The 18,702-nt window shown below is 50.7% G+C and carries 11 protein-coding genes; 6 read left to right on the forward strand and 5 right to left on the reverse strand.

Annotated features, from left to right (window positions below; all coding sequences use genetic code 11):
* Positions 1-4 precede the first annotated feature (4 nt).
* Entirely contained in the window at positions 5-1,984 is a 1,980-nt protein-coding gene (locus P2W70_RS22820) for a RagB/SusD family nutrient uptake outer membrane protein (RefSeq protein WP_276483847.1), read from the reverse strand.
* Positions 1,985-1,996: 12 nt separating this feature from the next.
* Positions 1,997-5,095, reverse strand: coding sequence for a SusC/RagA family TonB-linked outer membrane protein (locus P2W70_RS22825; RefSeq protein WP_276483848.1), 3,099 nt, complete (start codon positions 5,093-5,095; stop codon positions 1,997-1,999).
* Between the two features lie 404 nt (positions 5,096-5,499).
* On the opposite strand from P2W70_RS22825, the gene P2W70_RS22830 reads away from it, so the two are divergent.
* Entirely contained in the window at positions 5,500-6,537 is a 1,038-nt protein-coding gene (locus P2W70_RS22830) for a LacI family DNA-binding transcriptional regulator (protein WP_276483849.1), read from the forward strand.
* Here the strand turns inward: P2W70_RS22830 and P2W70_RS22835 are convergent.
* Complete coding sequence (locus P2W70_RS22835) at positions 6,534-9,395, reverse strand: sensor histidine kinase (protein WP_276483850.1); 2,862 nt, start codon at positions 9,393-9,395, stop codon at positions 6,534-6,536. The two genes, P2W70_RS22830 and P2W70_RS22835, sit on opposite strands and share 4 nt — an antisense overlap.
* 508 nt (positions 9,396-9,903) lie before the next feature.
* Here P2W70_RS22835 and P2W70_RS22840 point away from each other — a divergent pair.
* The 5 genes from P2W70_RS22840 to P2W70_RS22860 all read left to right on the forward strand — a co-directional run bounded on the left by P2W70_RS22840 (position 9,904) and on the right by P2W70_RS22860 (position 15,747).
* Entirely contained in the window at positions 9,904-11,388 is a 1,485-nt protein-coding gene (locus P2W70_RS22840) for an alpha-amylase (RefSeq protein WP_276483851.1), read from the forward strand.
* A gap of 86 nt (positions 11,389-11,474) precedes the next feature.
* Positions 11,475-12,278 carry an alpha/beta hydrolase gene (locus P2W70_RS22845; protein WP_276483852.1) on the forward strand — a complete coding sequence of 268 codons (804 nt, stop codon included), beginning with the start codon at positions 11,475-11,477 and terminating at the stop codon, positions 12,276-12,278.
* Between the two features lie 32 nt (positions 12,279-12,310).
* Positions 12,311-12,874, forward strand: coding sequence for a helix-turn-helix domain-containing protein (locus P2W70_RS22850; protein ID WP_276483853.1), 564 nt, complete (start codon positions 12,311-12,313; stop codon positions 12,872-12,874).
* Between the two features lie 317 nt (positions 12,875-13,191).
* Positions 13,192-15,441, forward strand: a complete 2,250-nt coding sequence (locus P2W70_RS22855) for a heavy metal translocating P-type ATPase (RefSeq protein WP_276483854.1) — start codon at positions 13,192-13,194, stop codon at positions 15,439-15,441.
* Positions 15,442-15,534: 93 nt separating this feature from the next.
* Positions 15,535-15,747 carry a heavy-metal-associated domain-containing protein gene (locus P2W70_RS22860; protein ID WP_276483855.1) on the forward strand — a complete coding sequence of 71 codons (213 nt, stop codon included), beginning with the start codon at positions 15,535-15,537 and terminating at the stop codon, positions 15,745-15,747.
* A gap of 99 nt (positions 15,748-15,846) precedes the next feature.
* Here P2W70_RS22860 and P2W70_RS22865 read toward each other — a convergent pair whose 3' ends face one another.
* Both P2W70_RS22865 and P2W70_RS22870 read right to left on the reverse strand, forming a co-directional pair.
* Positions 15,847-17,799, reverse strand: a complete 1,953-nt coding sequence (locus P2W70_RS22865; RefSeq protein ID WP_276483856.1) for a KUP/HAK/KT family potassium transporter — start codon at positions 17,797-17,799, stop codon at positions 15,847-15,849.
* A 230-nt stretch (positions 17,800-18,029) separates the two neighbouring features.
* Positions 18,030-18,194, reverse strand: a complete 165-nt coding sequence (locus P2W70_RS22870; protein ID WP_276483857.1) for a DUF1328 domain-containing protein — start codon at positions 18,192-18,194, stop codon at positions 18,030-18,032.
* Positions 18,195-18,702 lie beyond the last annotated feature (508 nt).

Below are 18,702 nucleotides of genomic sequence, written 5' to 3' on the forward strand. Positions count from 1 at the left end.
CTTATTATTGGTAACCGGGGTTTTGATAAGCGGCTTTCTCCTCGGCCGTCGCCTCCATACCATCAATCTGTGCTTGTGGTACGGGACGCAGGTAATACTTAGGCTCGATGGTGCGGGTAAACGTTTGTGGGGTATGATTGCCATACGCTGCTCCACCGATCTGGTAAGAGCCTGCGATTTCACTCCACTTTTGCGTACGCACCAGGTCAAACCAACGATGACCTTCCCCAAAATACTCGCGCGACCGCTCCGCCAGGATATAGTTGATATCGATCGTCGCCGGTGTGGCCACCATCATTGCAGCACTGTTATCTGCCACCAGCGCGGCATTGTTCTTATTGGAGAATTTCCACTTGCCGGCACGCGCACGGACCACATTGATCAGGTCACGCGCCGATTTGCCCGCGGTCGTCGTAGCACCCTTCACGGCTGCTTCGGCAGCGATCAGGTAAAACTCGGAGAACTTGGCGATCTTGAAAGGACGGGTACTGGTCGCATTAGGCTGTCCCAGGCCGGTACCATTATCGGTCCGGTATACACCCATCTTCCACAAACCGGGGAATACAATGCGGCTGATACCACGGGGCGACACGACAAAGTCTGCACGCCCAGGTATCACCCCAGCGCCGATACCATTCGATGTTTTATTGGGGAAATTAGCGCCAGACGGATACGTAATGCTACCCGCCAGTGTTTCATCCTCCAGGAAGCTGAGGATCGGCTGCCCTGGAATAACAGGAATCTCATTCGCATTGTACAGCGTCGCATTGGTGGTGCCACCTTTGGGCCAGTTGCCGCGGAATACCGTACTGAACGTTCCATCATACCGGGAGTCCAGTGTTTTATCAGCAAAGGTATTGGTGATCGCACCGATGGTAGGCGCCATACGCGTATAAGGACGACCCAACATTTGTGCCGCTTCACGCTGTACGGAGCTTACGCCTGAACCCGTACCGTCTGCATTGGGTGCACTTCTGACCACCGTATAGTTAAAGGTCACCATCCATACCGCCGAGTTCCGGCCATTACCAGCCTCACTGTCGAAACAAGCCAGGCAGGCACCGTTATAAAACTCGCTTTCCTGTGTGTGGTCGGCAAACAGCAGCATTTCCTTGTTGCGGTCATTGCCCCCTACATGCAGATCATAGAACGTATTCTCCAGGCCATAAGGTCCGGGATTATCGATACCCTGTACAGATACATCATACGCTTTCTGGAAATACCAGGCAGCATCATGCCCATCGGGATCCGTTCTCGCTACTTGCGGATACGTTGGAATATTGTTCGGGTTCTGGATCCACCAGGCATACGTCAGGTAGGCCTTCGATAAATACAGCCTGGCTACGTTCTTCGTAACACCACCGGGTACCCGTGGCTGGTCAGGCAGTTCGGAGATCGCCTGCAGCAGATCAGGAAAGATGGCTTTGGTGTATACTTCCGGTACCGGGTTACGCGTCGATTTCCGGGAAGGTGCCGTATTGAACTTCAACGGGCCTGCACCAAGGTCCAAAGGCACGCCGCCAAAAGTCTGCACCAGCAGGAAATAATCGAAAGCCCGGAAGAACCTGGCTTCGGCGATGAGTGAGGCCGGTATCGTCCCTACGGCGCCTGCATTCTCGATGATACCACTGGCCGTATTGATATTGGAGAAAGCCGTGCCCCATAAGGCATCCGACCGGCTGCTGGCCGGCGTGATCTGACCAACACCACTCAGGTCCATATCGCGGAAATTGGCATCAGCGCTCTGAGCCCAGGTATATTCATCCGTACCTGTTTCGAGGGTATTATAATAGTACGGCTGTCCGTAAATAAATCGCAAGTGCGCATACTGGGAGGTGATACCGCCCTGCACCCCTTTCTCGGTCTTGAAGAAACCGGGCTCGTAAAAACTGCGCGGCTGCTCCTCCAGGATCTTGTTGCATCCCGACAACAGGGTCAGCACGCCTGCCGATGCTATGATTGACTTGATAAGCAGATGTTTCATATACTGAATGATTTAAAAGGTCAGGTTGACGCCAACAATATAGTTACGGGTAGCGGGAGTATTGTAGCCCACAGTCAGGATACGCCGCAAATTGTTATTGAGGTTGACAGACGCATTCTCATTGCCATAGGAATTCGTTTCCGGATCCATACCCGATTCCTTGTGGAAAGGAGAGAACAGCACAAACGGATTTTGTGCCGTGGCGTACATCCGCAGTTTGATGGCCGAATTGCGGATCACACTCCTGCTGAAATCGTACCCCAGCGTAATGGTGCGCACCTTCAGGAACGATCCATCGAAATAACTGAGCGTACTGCCGTACTTGGGGTTGTCGCTGCTGACGATACCTCCTGGCTTGGGATACTTGGCTCCTGTGTTTTCAGGCGTCCAGTAGTCAACCGCGATATTGTTGCGGCGCCCGCTCAACAGGTTGAGGTAACCGTTCGATCCGTGAATGGTACTGAAGAGAATGCCACCACCGCGGAAGAAACCCACGATACCAAGATCGAAGCCTTTCCAACCAACGCGGGTATTGAAACCTCCCTGAAAATCGGGATCCACATCCATGATCTGCCGGTCGGCTGGTCCGATAGCACGTTCAGGAGTGCCGTCCGCTTTATTACCACCGGTATATTTTACTTTGATCATGCCCACATTGCCACCTGGCTCCAGCACATTCAGGTTGGCATCTCCCTGCTGCCACAGACCGATACGCTCGTAGTCGAAGATGGCGTTGATGTTATGTCCCACAAACCACCAGTTGGCTTCGTCGCGCGTTTGGCCAGAGGCCAACGAGGTCAGCTTGTTCCGGTTCATGTAAATATTGGCACCCAGGTCCCAGGTCCAGCCATTGGAACCATCGAGGATGGTACCGTTCAAAGCCAGCTCGAAACCCTTGTTTTCCGTCGAACCGATATTGGCCGTATAGCCGGTTACACCAGAAGTAGGTGGCAGGCTCAGCCCCAACAGGATATCTTCTGTTTTGGTAACGTAGTATTCGATCGTACCCGACAGCCTGTTCTTCAACAGGGAGAAGTCAAGCCCCACATTCACGGTTTTTGAAAACTCCCAGCCCAGGTCGGCATTGGGCAGTTGTGATACATAGTAGCCGGTAGAATACGTGGTTGGTCCAAAATTGTAAGGTCTTGTATCCAGGCGGCCCAGCGTAGCATAGGGGGCGATGGCCTGGTTGGACGTCTGACCAAAACCAGCCCGCAATTTCAGGCTATTGATCACCGGAACATTCTGCATAAACGACTCGTTGGAGATATTCCAACCTACCGACACGGCAGGATAGGTATGCCATTTATGACCGGGCGCCAGTCTCGAAGAGGCGTCGGAACGAACGGTAGCGGAGATCATGTACCGGTTATCGTAAGAATACATCAGTCGTCCCATGGCCGACATCAGCCCCCACAATTGATAATCCTGGTTGGCAGGATCAACAACGATCTGCCCCGCAGCCTGTCCGATATTGTAGAATTGAAAAGCGTCGGCGGGTATATCCCGGGCCGACATATTCGAGCGGGTGTATTTACTCTGTTCTACAGAATACAAAGCCACCGCATTGAAAGTATGCTTACCGAAGGACCGGTCGAAGGTCAACAGGTTTTCTAACGTCCAATGCAGCGTGTTGCGATTGTCGACCGAAGCAGCAGAAGCCGTCGTGGGATTCAGTGCATCCCCTACCCCCTGACCGGTATAGGCACCGTTGTTGGTTTGAATATAATCTAAGCCCAGGTTCACCCGGTATTTCAGTCCGTCGAGGAAGGGCGCTTTCACTTCGCCATACACCGCATTATAGGTAGCAAAACCACGGGTCTCATTCACCCACTGACTGTTATCACGTAAGTTCCGGACAACATCTTTGGTGTACACATACTGGTTATCGGCCGCCATCCGTATACCGCGACGCAAAGTACCGTCGTCATTGTATGGAGAAGAGATCGGTGTCATGCTCAGGGTATTGTACAAACCCACCTGGTTACCCTCACTTTCGTTGAAGTTGGAATTGGAAGTAAAGCCCACCCGAAACAGTTTACCTACCTGTTGATCGATCGACCCGCGCAACGCATACCGTTTGTATTGCTGCGTGGGGATCACCCCCTGGTTGAGGTAGTAGCCACCGCCAAAATTATAATTGCCCGTCTCCGAGCCACCAGAAAGGCTGATGTTGTGGTCGGTGACCATACCGGTCTGGTAAAACAGGTCCTGCCAGTCCGTATCTATATTATCGGCTTCGTCTTGTCCGTTGGGGTATTGGTTCGCCGCCTTCCGCAGGGCAACAAACTCGGGACCATTCATCATCGGGTATTTCGCAAATACTTTTTGCGCACCCACATAACCGCTGTAATTGATGCGTGGCTTACGGTTGCGGCCGCCCTTTTCGGTGGTAACGAGGATAACGCCATTAGCACCCCGCGATCCATAGATGGCAGTAGCAGAGGCATCCTTCAATACATCGACACTTTTGATATCGTTGGGATTGATATCGGCCAGGGAACCAATGAAGGGAATACCATCCAGCACGATCAGCGGATTGTTGTCGGCACTCAGCGAACGCGTACCGCGGATGCGGATCTGCATCGTAGCGCCTGGCCTGGTAGAAGTCTGAGCGATATCGACCCCCGCCAATCTTCCCTGCAGCGCCTGGGAGATATTGGGCGCCGGCACTTCGCGCATTTTTTCGCCGCCAATGGTAGCCACCGAGCCGGTTACCGCCTCTTTACGTTGCGTACCGTAGCCCACGACCACCACCTCACCCAGGTCGCCTGCCGACGCAGTCAACACCACGTCAACGGTACTGGCCGTACCAACCTTCACTTCCTTGGTGGTAAAACCGACATTGGAGACGACGAGCGTAGCGCCCGCAGGTACCGCCAGCGTAAAAGAGCCGTCATCGGCGGTATTGGTTCCCGTACTGGAACCTTTAATGGTCACAGAGGCGCCGGGGACCGGCTCTCCTTTGTTGCTGGTCACCTTTCCCTTCACCGTTTGCTGCGCAACGGCAGCGGTGATACAGGCCAATAAAAAGAATAACATCATTGCAGTCGTTTTTGTCCGCAACAGACCGGGCAGGACAAATCCAAACTGACTTGGACTTTTTTTCATATTCATCGTTTTGGTAGTAGAAGATGTGTTGGGGAAACCGGTCTTACCGGATGCAGCTCGCCGCCGAGCGGCGTTGGGCCCATGGCGGTCAGCCCGGGCCCACCATAAAAAAGTAGCGGATATAAGAAAAGCGTGAAAGAAGATCAGGCTGTTCCATACGGCATTATTAAGAAGTGAGCAATCGTTTGGCAGCACCTTGTACAGCGACTGCCAGAACGAATATAGGTAAAAAATACAAAATAGCAACCGATTACATTTTTTGTTGCATAAATCCTATATTTATAAAGCCACAGTGGCCGAAGGCTGCACATAAGAATTTGATAAAACTCAATCATATAGCCGTAAATGGCATAGAAATGGGGCCTTTCCCGGCTATTGAAATAAATCACAACCGATTGCAAAATATGGAGCAAAAGAGAGAGGTTACCATCCATGATATTGCCCGGAGATTGAAAGTTTCATCTGCCACGGTGAGCCGGGCATTGCGCGACAATCCGGCCATCACCCGGCAAACACGGGCCCGCGTACAGGAGGCTGCCCGGCAGTTGGGGTACCGGCACAATATATTCGCCAGCAGCCTGCGCAAACAACAAACCAATACGATCGGCATCATCGTTCACGAGCTCAACAGCCATTTCATCACGTCCGTATTGACCGGCATTGAAAAGGTCACGTCTGCAGCAGGCTACGACCTGATCATCGCCCATTCGGCAGAAAGCTATAAAAAGGAAGTCGCCAACGTCACCAATCTTTTTCATAAACGGGTCGACGGACTGATCGCCTCCCTGGCCTGCGACACCAACAGGCTTGACCACTACGCTTTATTTGAAGACAAGGGAATTCCGGTCGTTTTTTTCGACCGGGTAGAAGAAACCGTTGGCAGTACCCGCGTGATCATCGACAATTATACCTGTGGTTACCTGGCTACGCAACACCTGATCGAGCAGGGTTGCCGGCGCATTGCGCTGGTGACGGCCAACCTGGAACGCAATGTCTACCAGGAGCGCTTCCAGGGCTACCAGGCGGCACTGACCGCCAACGGACTATTATTGGAGGAGAAACTCGTCCTGATCAGGGGACTACAAGAATCATGCGGCCGGGAGGCCGCAGCAGCCATCCTGCAGATGGCGCCCCTGCCCGATGGCGTATTCATCACCAATGATTTCACCGCATCGGTATGTCTGCAACATTTTAAACAACATGGCTTGCGCATACCGGCAGACATAGCCATTGTTGGTTTCAACAATGATGTAATTGGCCGGCTGGTAGAGCCAGCCCTGACCACCATCGATTATTGTGGAGAAGAAATGGGCGAACAGGCCGCCCGCAGCCTCATCGAACATCTTCAAGCGCCAGCCGTCAATGTACCCGCCACCACCATCTCTATCCGGTCACAACTCATAGTGCGTGAATCTTCGTTAAAGAAACCGCACGCCTCCTAATCGGCTTGTCGAAAAATAATAAAGTTCGAGAGGGTAATTACAGCACCATTACCTGGGAGATTGGCTACTATAATCTCAACATTCAATAGCTTACAAAAAGCGCTGATAAAATAATAGCCATATCCGGAATTGCCTTTGATGGCACTAAGGCTGTTAAAGGGATCATGCGTGATCTGCTTCACCCGCTCAAGCGTGTGAGTTTGGAAGCCCCTGCCCGTATCGCTTATCACAATATGTGCAAGAGCGCCTTCGGTTATTACCGCTAGCTTGATTTGTCCGTTGCTGGTATACTTATTGGCATTATCGATCAGATTGCGCAACACGATCTGCAGCAACTGCCGGTCAGTTTCAATGCATAAGTCTAAAGGGATATCAAAACTGAACACATTGCCCTTTTGCTTCATCACATCGCCCGCAAAATTGCCAAGTTGATTAAAAAGTTTACTCAGCACAACAGACTCCTTATTGATCGAAAACTCACTGCCCTGGCTCTTGATCCAATATCCAAATTCCTGCACAAACCGATGTATGGCGTCAGATCCATGAAGCAATTCCCGACTCAGTTCCGCCGCACGCGGATTATCGTTCTGTAAAGCATTTTCGTGCAAACTGCCGGCAACATCCGTTAAAAAACGTAGCGGCGATTGCAGGTCATGAGAGATGGTCATCGACATCATCTCGAGTAGTCTGCTATGGCGCGCCAGTTCATTCTTCGACCTTTGAAGATGGTCTACTGTGGCCCCTAACTCTTCGATCAGCTTTTCTTGTTCTTTGGTACGATAAACGATCTCTTGTTCCAACCGCACTTGCTGACGGGCGAGGTACCGGTAGCGTAGCCGCATGGCTAACCAGATGCCTGCCAACAATAATAAAGCAATGAACAACTTAAACCATATCTTTTCATAGTAAACAGGCTGCAGGGTAAAAGGGATAGTCTTTATCGACATACGATGACCAAACCCATTCATTTTCCGCACAACCAGCGCATACTCACCATGCGGTAGCCGGTCGAAATTAAGCCGTCCATCCGCAGGCATCGTATTCCACGTACTGTCTGCCCCCTGTAGCTGGTATTCTATAAAATGATTATTAGGATGTCCGAAGTAGGGAGAAGAAATGGCAAAACGGATATGAACACTACCGGCAGGAAATTTTATTGTTTGCCCCTTCCACGGATAGATAAGCGAATCAGCAGCCACCTGGTCAATGTAGATGTCATTGGTTGAAAAAGCCGGTTCGATCTTTAAGGGATCAAATTGAACAAGGCCATTCATGGAGGGGAAGGAAAACAAGCCTCCACTTGTTCTGATCGCCGACGGCCAACATCCTCCATTGAATTCGTTTGTCAGAAAACCATCGGTTTTATCGTAATAATGATAATAAATAGACTTTGTACCGCCACGTATAAAATCTACCAGGTCGCTCATGCGGGCCTGAAACAAGCCTTTATTAGTACTCATCCAGCAATAACCGTGATCATCTTCCATAAAGGCATGCACGCGGGCCAGGTAGCGGTTTGGATCTTGTGGCAATTTAACGATCTGGTTACCGGTTAACGCAAACAACCCACTTCCGTAGGTACCGATCCAAAGTATTCCGCGGCGGTCCAGGTAAAGGTGACGAATCCCTTTTCCCTTAAAATATGGTACCAGGGTGAACGCTCCCGTATTAACATTTAACCTGGCCAGGCCTCTGTAACTCGCAACCCAAAACATACCCCCACCAATCTCCTGCATCGCTTCTATTAAAGGGAATTGTTCTTTATCCGGAGACTGCATCCATCTAATCTGCCCATTTTTCAGCTCTCCCAAAAACTGTGATTCAGCACCTACCCACACACGCCCATCTGCGCTTTGAAAAAAACAGTTCACGGCTGTAATGGGTTCATGCTGAAAACCCATTCGTCGAAAATTGCTATCGAAATACACGAGACCGTTGACAGAATTGTGCAACCATTGGTTCAGTATATAACTGCCATCCTTTAAGCGCAGGATCGTTCTGTTCCGGAAGCTGTCGAGCTTAATATACCTATCATCCCCAAACACCCCCTTCTCCGTCACTACCCCGTTTTCGCCAAACGGCGCCTGGGCGTAGTAGACATTATCCAAAGCGCCCTTAATGGTTTTTGTGATGAATATCTTTTTTGTAAATTGATACAAGCCGTCCGCCAGCGTTCCGATGAAAAACGATTGCTTACCAGGAAGCTCTTTAATCCGCGTTACGATACCTATTTTACCAACATGCCATTTATCCTTAACAATGGCTTCCAGGCCGTCGTTGGATATCACAATAATACAGATGAATTCACCCCATTGGACATATATTTTGTCGGAACTCCAGATCATCTTAGCCATGGCCATGCTATCTTTGAGCACCGGAAATCCCGTCATCTTTAGACGCCGAAATTGCAGCAAGGCGGTATCCGCTGCAACCAATTCCCGTTCACTGTTAAACCAATAATATCTGTTATTGACCAGCCCCAAACCGATGGCAGCGCGTAACGTACTACTTTTCGATGCTGGCATGATCCAGGATGGTTCCTTCTTCTGCCGCACTTTCATAAAACAGCGAGCATACACCATAGGCTCCTGCAGCCCGGCTCCGCTCGTGAATTTATTGCCGGTTGAAGCAGACACTGTATAGGGTATCAGGCTGTCAAGTGCTGCCGGGCGGTAAAAACGATTGTGACTTTCCAACATTACGATGGTATCAGGTTCCTGCAGAAATAGCCCTCCTGGCCGTCGCCGCATTGAATTTCCGTCGGGCAGCCGGTAGTAGTCCTGGAAGTGTTGACCGTCGAATCGTAAAAGGCCCGCTTCTGTGATCAGCCACAGATAGCCTTTCGGGTCGAGTTGCATATCCTTTACACTGTTTTGAGGAAGCCCATTTTCCGCATTGAAATGCCGGACATGATAACTGGGTGTATCCTGTGCAAAGGATGTCATCGCAATGCAACAAAACGGCAGCATACAGAAAAAGGCAAAAGCCTTATTATAAAGCAAACAATTAAGAAATGACTTCAATGATCAACCATTTATGGGTGTTACCAGTACTTTTCATTGAAGGCACGGAGGGAAACAGCTTGTCGTAGAATCTATGAGACTAATTTAAATGATTTGATGGGAGTAAGGCCGAAACAGTTAATAAAAACTTATATATCTTGTATAAACTTAAACAGCTGACTACAAAGTTTATAGCCTGTAGAAAAAGTCCTGCAAGTCATATGGCCCCCAGCAGCCCTTGCGCCGAAATACCCAAAATGGGATAAAAAAACCACAATATTTGCACATACGGGCCTGATTGCCGTTCAGGAACAGCTCATCGACAGGATTCGCAAATTGCTATATACCGCCTAAAATCTCCCCCATGTTTAACGGAACCATGTTCCAGTATTTTCACTGGTATATTCCCAACGACGGTAGTTTATGGAACCAGGTAAAAGAAGATGCGGAGCACCTGGCCCGCCTCGGCGTCAACAGCGTTTGGCTACCACCCTTCTACAAAGGCAAGGAGGGCGCCAATGCCAGCGGCTATGATGTGTACGACCTTTTCGACCTCGGAGAATTTGACCAGAAATTCTCCCTGCGCACCAAATACGGCACCAAGCAGGAGTTACTGGATGCCATCCGCGCCCTGCACGAGAAAGGCATACACGTATACGCAGACATCGTGCTCAACCACAAAGGCGGCGGTGATGAAACAGAGCGAATATGGGTAAAGCGTGTAGATGAGGCTAACAGAAATCAATTCACCAGCGACCCATTCGAGATCGACGCTTATACCAAATTTACCTTTCCCGGCCGCCAGGGCAAATATTCTGATTTTATCTGGGACCACACCTGTTTCACCGGGGTTGACTATGCTGCCGACCTGGAAGAAACCGCCATTTTCAGCATTCTGAATGAATACGGCGAAGACTGGGAAGAAGTCATCGATACGGAAAAGGGGAACTATGATTACCTGATGTTTTGTGATGTAGAATTCAGAAATCCGGCCGTACGCGAAGAACTCAAAAAATGGGGCGCCTGGCTGATGCAGGAAACCGGCATCGACGGAGTTCGCATCGACGCTGTCAAACATATTTCCCCCAAATTCTATAATGAGTGGCTCGATCATATGCGCAGCATCAAGAGCGATCTGTTTGCCGTAGGTGAATACTGGGCGCCAGGCGAACTACCCTTGCTTCTTAAATATATAGAGGCCACAGAAGGGCGCATGTCGCTCTTCGACGCCTCGTTGCACCACGCACTATACCATGCATCTCTGAAAGGCAAAGACTTCGATCTCAGCACCATCTTCAATGATAGCCTGGTGGCGGCAAAACCGGAACTAGCGGTTACCGTAGTAGACAACCATGATACACAGCCCCTGCAATCGTTAGAGGCCCCCGTGGAAAATTGGTTCAAACCACACGCGTATGCACTGATCTTATTGCGCGAAGGCGGATACCCCTGCATATTTTATCCCGACCTGTATGGGGCTCATTACGTCGACAAAGGAAAGGATGGCAATGACCACGAGATCTTTCTCGATAAATGCGCTCACCTCGAACAGCTGATGGAGGCCAGGCACCTGTTTGCCTATGGCCTGCAACGCGACTACTTCGATCATCCCAACTGTGTTGGATGGACACGAGAGGGTGTGGATGATCACCCCAATTCCGGCTGTGCCATATTACTGTCCAACAGCGAAGATGGCTTCAAATCGATGGAGGTAGGTCAGCGGCACAGCGGTAAAACCTTTATCGATTATTTGGGCAACCATCAGGCAGCCGTCATCATCAATGAAGCAGGCTGGGGCGAATTTCAGGTTCCTGCAGGCTCCGTATCGGTATGGGTGGAAAAGAAATGAGCATAAGAGATTCAGCTCAGACCATCCCAACAGGCGAAGCAAGCTGATGGCACAATTTTTTACCCTTATCTCCCTAAAATCCAACTATGGCAACGACTATTCTTTTCATACACGGCATGTTCCAGAATCCCGTTAGCTGGAACAAATGGGTTCTATATTTTGAATCTAAAGGCTATAAATGTCAGTCGCCGGCCTGGCCCTTTCATGAAGGTGAACCGGAAGACCTGCGCAAAAACATCCCCTCCGAACTTGGCGATCTGCGTTTGGAGACCGTGATCGATAAATTTGCAGCGATGGCCCAGTGCTGCGACGAACCACCAATCGTGATCGGGCATTCAGTGGGAGGCTTAATCGCCCAGGTGTTGGTAAGCCGTCAACTGGCTAAAGCGGCCATCTGCATCAGCTCGGTAGCGCCCAACAGGATGTTGGCCTTCGACTGGAGCTTCTTAAAAAACACGCTCAGTATTGCCAATCCCTTGAAAGGAGATGAACCTTTCCTGATGGATGCTGCAGGCTTTCATGCCAATTTCGCCAATTGCCTGACCAAGGTTGAATCGGATGCAGCTTTTGAAGAGACCGCGACCCACGATAGCAGGAATATACTCCGTGATTGTATGGGCGTGGCCGGAGAGATCGATATGGAATTACCCCATGTGCCCTTGTTATTCATCGGAGCACAGAAAGACGAGATCGTTCCACCCTCCCTCAATGAGAAAAACAGCAAGGCGTATAAGGATGATGGCAGCATTGCCGACTTCATAGAATTCCCTCACCGCGGCCATTTTATATGTGGCGAACCCGGTTGGGAAGAGGTAGCAGAACATTGCTACGATTGGTTGGAAACGTTGTCGTTGCGCCCGTTGACACTTGCGCACAGCACAATGGGCTAACAATACTAGGTACCTTTTGCTACCTTTGCCCCATGTTGCTCCACATCAAGAACATGGTTTGTAACCGCTGCATCCTCGCCGTACGTCAACAGCTCGATCAACTCGAACTGCCTTACAGCAGCGTCAACATGGGCGAAGTGGAGCTTACTCACCCACCGGCTCCACAACAACTGGATGCCCTCCGTCACCGACTGGAGCAACTGGGCTTTGAACTGCTCGATGACAAAAAAAGTACCATCGTCGAAAAGATCAAGAACATCATCGTGCAGGAAGTGCACCACAATGCAGAGGGTCCCAGCGCGCTTAAATTATCTGCCTTGCTCTCCGACAAACTCGGCCTCGATTACCACTACCTCACTACCCTCTTCTCCTCGGTCGAAGGCGTAACGATCGAGAAATACGCCATCCTGCAACGCATCGAGAGAGCCAAGGAACTCCTCCTGTACGATGAGCTCAGCCTCAGCCAGATTGCCGACCAACTCGGTTATAGCAGCGTACAGCACCTCTCGCAGCAGTTCAAGAAGACCACCGGCCTCACCCCCAGTCATTTCAAGCAACTCAAAGACAACAAACGCAAGCCCCTCGACCAGGTATAATCATTATCCATCTCACCTAAACAACTGAATTACAATAACATAGCGCACCTCCGAATCATTTCGGGGGTAATTAACTTATTGGCTTACAGTCTTTTATTCACATCAAACACAGATCAAACACACATCAAACACAGATCAAACGCACAACAAACAGTGTCCTTCTGTGTCTTTTCTCTGTGTTTGTACTGTATTTCATTACTGTTTAATCTCCTTAAGACCCGGGCATCCCCCCTGTCACAATCCTATACATCCGGCTCACAATCCTGTAACAATCCCCCTGAGCACCCTGTCTACCTTTACGGAAACAGCAGAGAACCATGAGCACGACTACCATAACACCACCAAAGAAGCCGGTATCAGCCAGCACCAAAGAAACCTTTCCCGTGCTGGAAATGACCTGTGCGGCCTGCGCCGTCAGCGTAGAATCGATGCTGAAGGCAGTGCCCGGCGTACAATCCGCCGCCGTGAACTTCGCCAACCAGACCGCCCTTGTTGAATACGTCCCGCAGCAAGTGACACCCGCGCAGCTACAGGCCACCGTTCGATCTATCGGGTACGACCTGGTCATCGATAAAGACAACAGCACGGCCATTCAGGAACAGGCGCAGGAGCAACATTACCGGGCCATCAGGCACCGCACCGCCTGGTCCATTGCCCTCTCCCTACCCATCGTCGTCATCGGGATGTTCTTCATGAACATACCCTATGCTAATTGGATCATGATGGTACTGGCCACGCCCGTCGTATTCTACTTCGGCCGCACCTTCTTTATCAATGCCTTCAAACAGGCCCGTCATCGCAAGGCCAACATGGATACCCTCGTGGCATTGAGCACGGGCATCGCCTGGCTCTTCAGTGCTTTCAATACGGTATACCCGGCGTTCTGGCATCAGCGTGGTCTCCATGCCCATGTGTATTTCGAAGCAGCCGCCGTCGTTATCGCCTTTATTTCGCTCGGCAAATGGCTGGAAGAGCGGGCGAAATCCAATACCTCTTCCGCCATCAAAAAACTGATCGGCCTGCAACCCAAAACGGTATGGCAAATACAACCCAGTGGAGCGCTTGTCGAACTGCCCATCGCCCAGGTACAAGTGGGCGATCTACTGCTGGTAAAACCAGGCGAAAAGATCCCCGTAGACGGGAACGTGGTGTCGGGTGAATCGTATGTAGAAGAGAGTATGATCACCGGCGAACCGGTTCCTGTGCTCAAACAGGCAGGCGCCGCACTCTTTGCCGGCACCATCAACCAGCAAGGCACCCTGCAGTTCAAAGCCGCCAAAGTGGGCGCCGATACGCTCCTGGCGCAGATCATTCGCCTGGTGCAGGAAGCCCAGGGCAGCAAAGCCCCCGTTCAAAACCTGGTGGATAAAATTGCAGGCATATTTGTACCCGTAGTTATCGGCATATCGATGCTCACCTTTATCGTGTGGATGATCGCCGGGGGTGACAATGCCTTTACCCATGCCTTATTGACTTCCGTAACGGTACTCGTGATCGCCTGCCCCTGTGCCCTGGGACTGGCTACACCTACAGCCATCATGGTGGGGGTCGGTAAAGGTGCCGAAAACAACTTGCTGATCAAAGATGCCGAAAGCCTCGAACGGGCTCACCAGGTCGATGCGATCATACTTGATAAAACCGGCACCATCACCGAAGGCAAACCCATCGTTACCGACCTGAAATGGCAGGGAACCGTACGAGCCGATGACGCGGCTATCCTGCACGCGCTCGAGCAACAATCCGAGCACCCGTTGGCCCTGGCCGTTACCCAACACCTCGCCAGCCGGGCAACCACACTCCACCTGCATGAGGTGAAAAGTATCACCGGTAAAGGTATTACTGCCCGTTACCAGGGCAGTCTGTACCTGGCCGGCAATAAAAAACTATTGGAGGAAGCACAGATACCTATCGACACCGCCGCCGCCGACATCGCTACCCACTGGCAGCAACAGGCTAAAACGGTCATCTATTTTGCAGGTAATGGACAGCTGCTGGCCATCATCGCCATCGCTGATAAAGTAAAAGACAGTTCAAATACTGCCATTGAAAAACTGCAACGCAAAGGCATCGACGTCTATATGCTGACCGGCGACAATGAGCATACCGCCGCCGCCGTGGCCAATCAGGTAGGCATAACCCATTTCCAGGCCTCGATGATGCCTGCCGGCAAAGCGGCCTTTGTACAACAACTACAGGCAACCGGTAAAACGGTGGCGATGGTGGGCGACGGCATCAACGATGCGCAGGCACTGGCACAGGCCGATGTCAGCATCGCCATGGGCAAAGGCACCGATATCGCGATGGATGTGGCCAAGATCACACTCATCACCTCCGACCTCAACAGCGTGCCCCAGGCACTGACCCTATCACTCAAAACGGTCGCTACCATCCGGCAAAACCTGTTCTGGGCATTCATCTACAATATCATCGGCATCCCCATTGCAGCGGGCATCCTCTACCCCTTCAACGGCTTCCTGCTCGATCCCATGATCGCAGGTGCCGCGATGGCCCTCAGCTCCGTGAGCGTGGTCGCCAACAGCCTGCGCCTCAAAGCTGCGAAGTTGTAAGTGGCGCCATAATTATATACAACCCGCACCGTATCCTGTAACAGGGCCCGTGAGCGATCAAACTAATTTTACACTTCTTAAATAACAAAGACAATGAACACCTTACAATTCAAAACGAATATCAAATGCGGCGGCTGTGTAGCCACTGTAACACCCGGCCTCAATCAGACTGCCGGCGAAAACAACTGGCAGGTCGACCTGCAATCGCCCGACAGAATATTGACCGTACAAGGAAATAGTATCCAAGCAGCAGACATCAAACAGGCAGTAGAAAAAGCAGGCTTCAAAGCCGAGCCCGTTCAATAGGATAGCCACGAACAACACCTGCCAATACGCAAACAGGCTGTCGTCCCTCAAAGGATGACAGCCTGTTTATATGACTATTTTGCAGCTTCAGCTTACTGATCAACTCTCCCGTACCAGCCGCTCTTCCCGCACCGGCGTCACCACCAGTGGGTACTTCTCGCTCGTCACATTGCTGGGGTCCAGTCCAAAGTTGACCTCTTCTTTCACGCTCAGCAACTTCAGGTTGAAGAAACTCTTCATCACGAAACGTTTACCGTAGCTCATATCATTATCGAAGGACAGGAAGGATTCCAGTAGCAGGAACTTAAAATCACCGATGTTATTGTCCTGGTAATACGATTCGTGCCTTTCCGACACATCCACTTCACCTTCCTTTACCAGGTCCATCACGGCCTGCCGGAAGAAGAAATCGATGCGGGGCTCCACCCGGAAACCCAGGTTGAAGGTCAGGAAATAAACATCATTCTTGACCAACGTATCAACATGGTACCGCATGGCATACGGTTCATCCAGGGTATTCACATGCACAAACCAATAGATATCTGCGCGCTTGGGAGACTTCAGCAGGATCGACGCCATCGCCGTTTTCTCGATCTTGCGCGGCGAGTTCGACATCGTCATATAGACCAGGTTGGTCGCATATTTGGGAATGTGTTCGTCGTTGCTGAGGCGTTTAAGCCGGTCTACATAATCTTCCACATTGACCAGTTTCGTAAGCGCCCGCTTGATGCCTTTACCCCTATGCCAGATAAACATCACACCAAACAGGATGGCACCGATCAGCAGGGTGATCCAGCCACCTTCTGCGGCCTTCTGAAAATTGGCAGCGAGGAAAGCACACTCGATGGCCAGGAACAGGCCTGTTACCAGCACTACCGCAATGGTCGGCCATCGCTTCACATACAAATAGAAATTGATCAGGATGGTACTGGTGATCATGGTCAGCGTAACGCTCAGCCCATAGGCTGCTTCCATTGCTGTCGACTCCCGGAAATGCAGTACCATAAAGATACAACCACCCAGCAGCAGCCAGTTGATGAAAGGAATATAGATCTGTCCTTTAAAATCACCTGGAAAGATCACCCGGTGACGCGGCCATACATCGAGACGGATCGCTTCGTTGATGAGGGTAAAGCAACCACTGATCAGCGCCTGGCTGGCGATGACAGTCGCGCAGGTAGCAATGATCACCGTGGGGATATAGACCAGATCCGGTACGATGTGGTAAAAGGGACTGACACCGCCTACCGTTTCACCGGTGTGTTGCAGCAACCAGGCCGTTTGTCCGGCGTACGCCAGCAACAGCATTATCTTTACATAGATCCAGCTGACGCGGATATTGTTACGACCACAATGGCCCATATCGCTGTAGAGCGCCTCGGCTCCTGTGGTACACAGGAAGATACTGCCCAATAACCAGAAGCCACCCGGCACTTCCTGGATCATGTACCAGGCATAATACGGATTCAATGCCTTGAATAATCCGGTCGCATCTTTCAACGCCCATATCCCTAGTGCTCCTATAAAGGTGAACCAGATCACCATCACAGGTCCAAATATCTTTCCGATCTTATCGGTACCAAATTGTTGCAAAAAAAATAACCCGATCAGGATCACAATCACGATGGGCACGGTATTGATGTGCGGGTAAAACTTTTCCAACCCTTCTACGGCTGAAGCTACCGACATCGGCGGGGTGATAATACCGTCGGCAAGCAGAAAGGCCCCACCTGCCATGGCAGGGATCAGCAACCATTTACCCCAGAAACGGCGGATAAGTGCGTAGAGGGAAAAGATGCCGCCCTCCCCGTTGTTATCGGCCTGAAGGGTAATGATCACGTACTTCAGCGTCGTTTGAAAAAAGAGGGTCCAGAAGACGGCAGAAAGCGCGCCAAGCGCCACTTCTTCCGTAATGACCCGGTCATGAAAAACAGCATTGAGGGTGTACAAAGGAGAAGTACCGATATCTCCGAAAACTATGCCGGTAGCGATCAGCACGCCGGCAGACGTAACTCTTTTGTGAAACGAGGCAGCACCACCTGGAGCACTCATGAAAGGAATTTGGGTGCCAAATTACACTAATTTCAATTACACCGTTAGTGGTTGATCATACCATTTTAATACTAACTAGTGTTCATTTTCCAGGCAATAACCCACCTGTTCAGTTTGCTACGTTATTCCCTACACAAATGGCACCCATCAAACACATACGCTGGATCAGCGACTTGCCTGATGGATGCCATTACTATTTTTACTGCTCACCCGGAGCAGAACAACCTCATCTAGGGTGTTCTGGTTCTGCCGGCGATCAGTGAGATCAGAAACAGTACGATAAAGATAAAGAACAGGATCTTAGCGATACCCGCAGCACCAGCTGCAATACCACCGAATCCGAAAATGGCAGCGATTAACGCTACGATCAAAAAGATGACTGTCCAGCGTAACATAACTTAAGATTTAAAATGTTTTACAATGGATCAAACTCGCGTGCCTTGAACAAAGGACCCATAAAAAATGGGAGCGGTTCTTTCGAAGCCCCGGTGGGCATTGACGATCTTACCGCGTACAAGCCTGCATTCGTTTGATCTGTTTTTCTTGTTGGTTGGTCCACTTCAACAGCGCGTGCTGTCAGCGTGGCTATCGTTAATCCATGGTTATCGATAAATTCCTTTCGTTGTAATTCCATGTCTATACCCGAGTAAAAACAATGCCCACGCTGCCAGCCAGTGCCTCCCTCCCAATCTTGAGTAAGCCATTCCACAATTGGGAAGTATAGGCAACACCCTATACCCGTATTACCCCCTGATGACCGGTCAACCAGGCACCAACTCGAAGTCTGTACTTCGATAAATACCTGTCTACCAGCCGGCGAGGTTGCCTGCTGCGGACCAACTACGAGTATCCACTTATCATGGCAATTGTACATGAACAACGATAATATAGCCATTGATTCCG

It is taken from the genome of Paraflavitalea pollutisoli (assembly GCF_029360705.1).
GTDB lineage: Bacteria > Bacteroidota > Bacteroidia > Chitinophagales > Chitinophagaceae > Paraflavitalea > Paraflavitalea pollutisoli.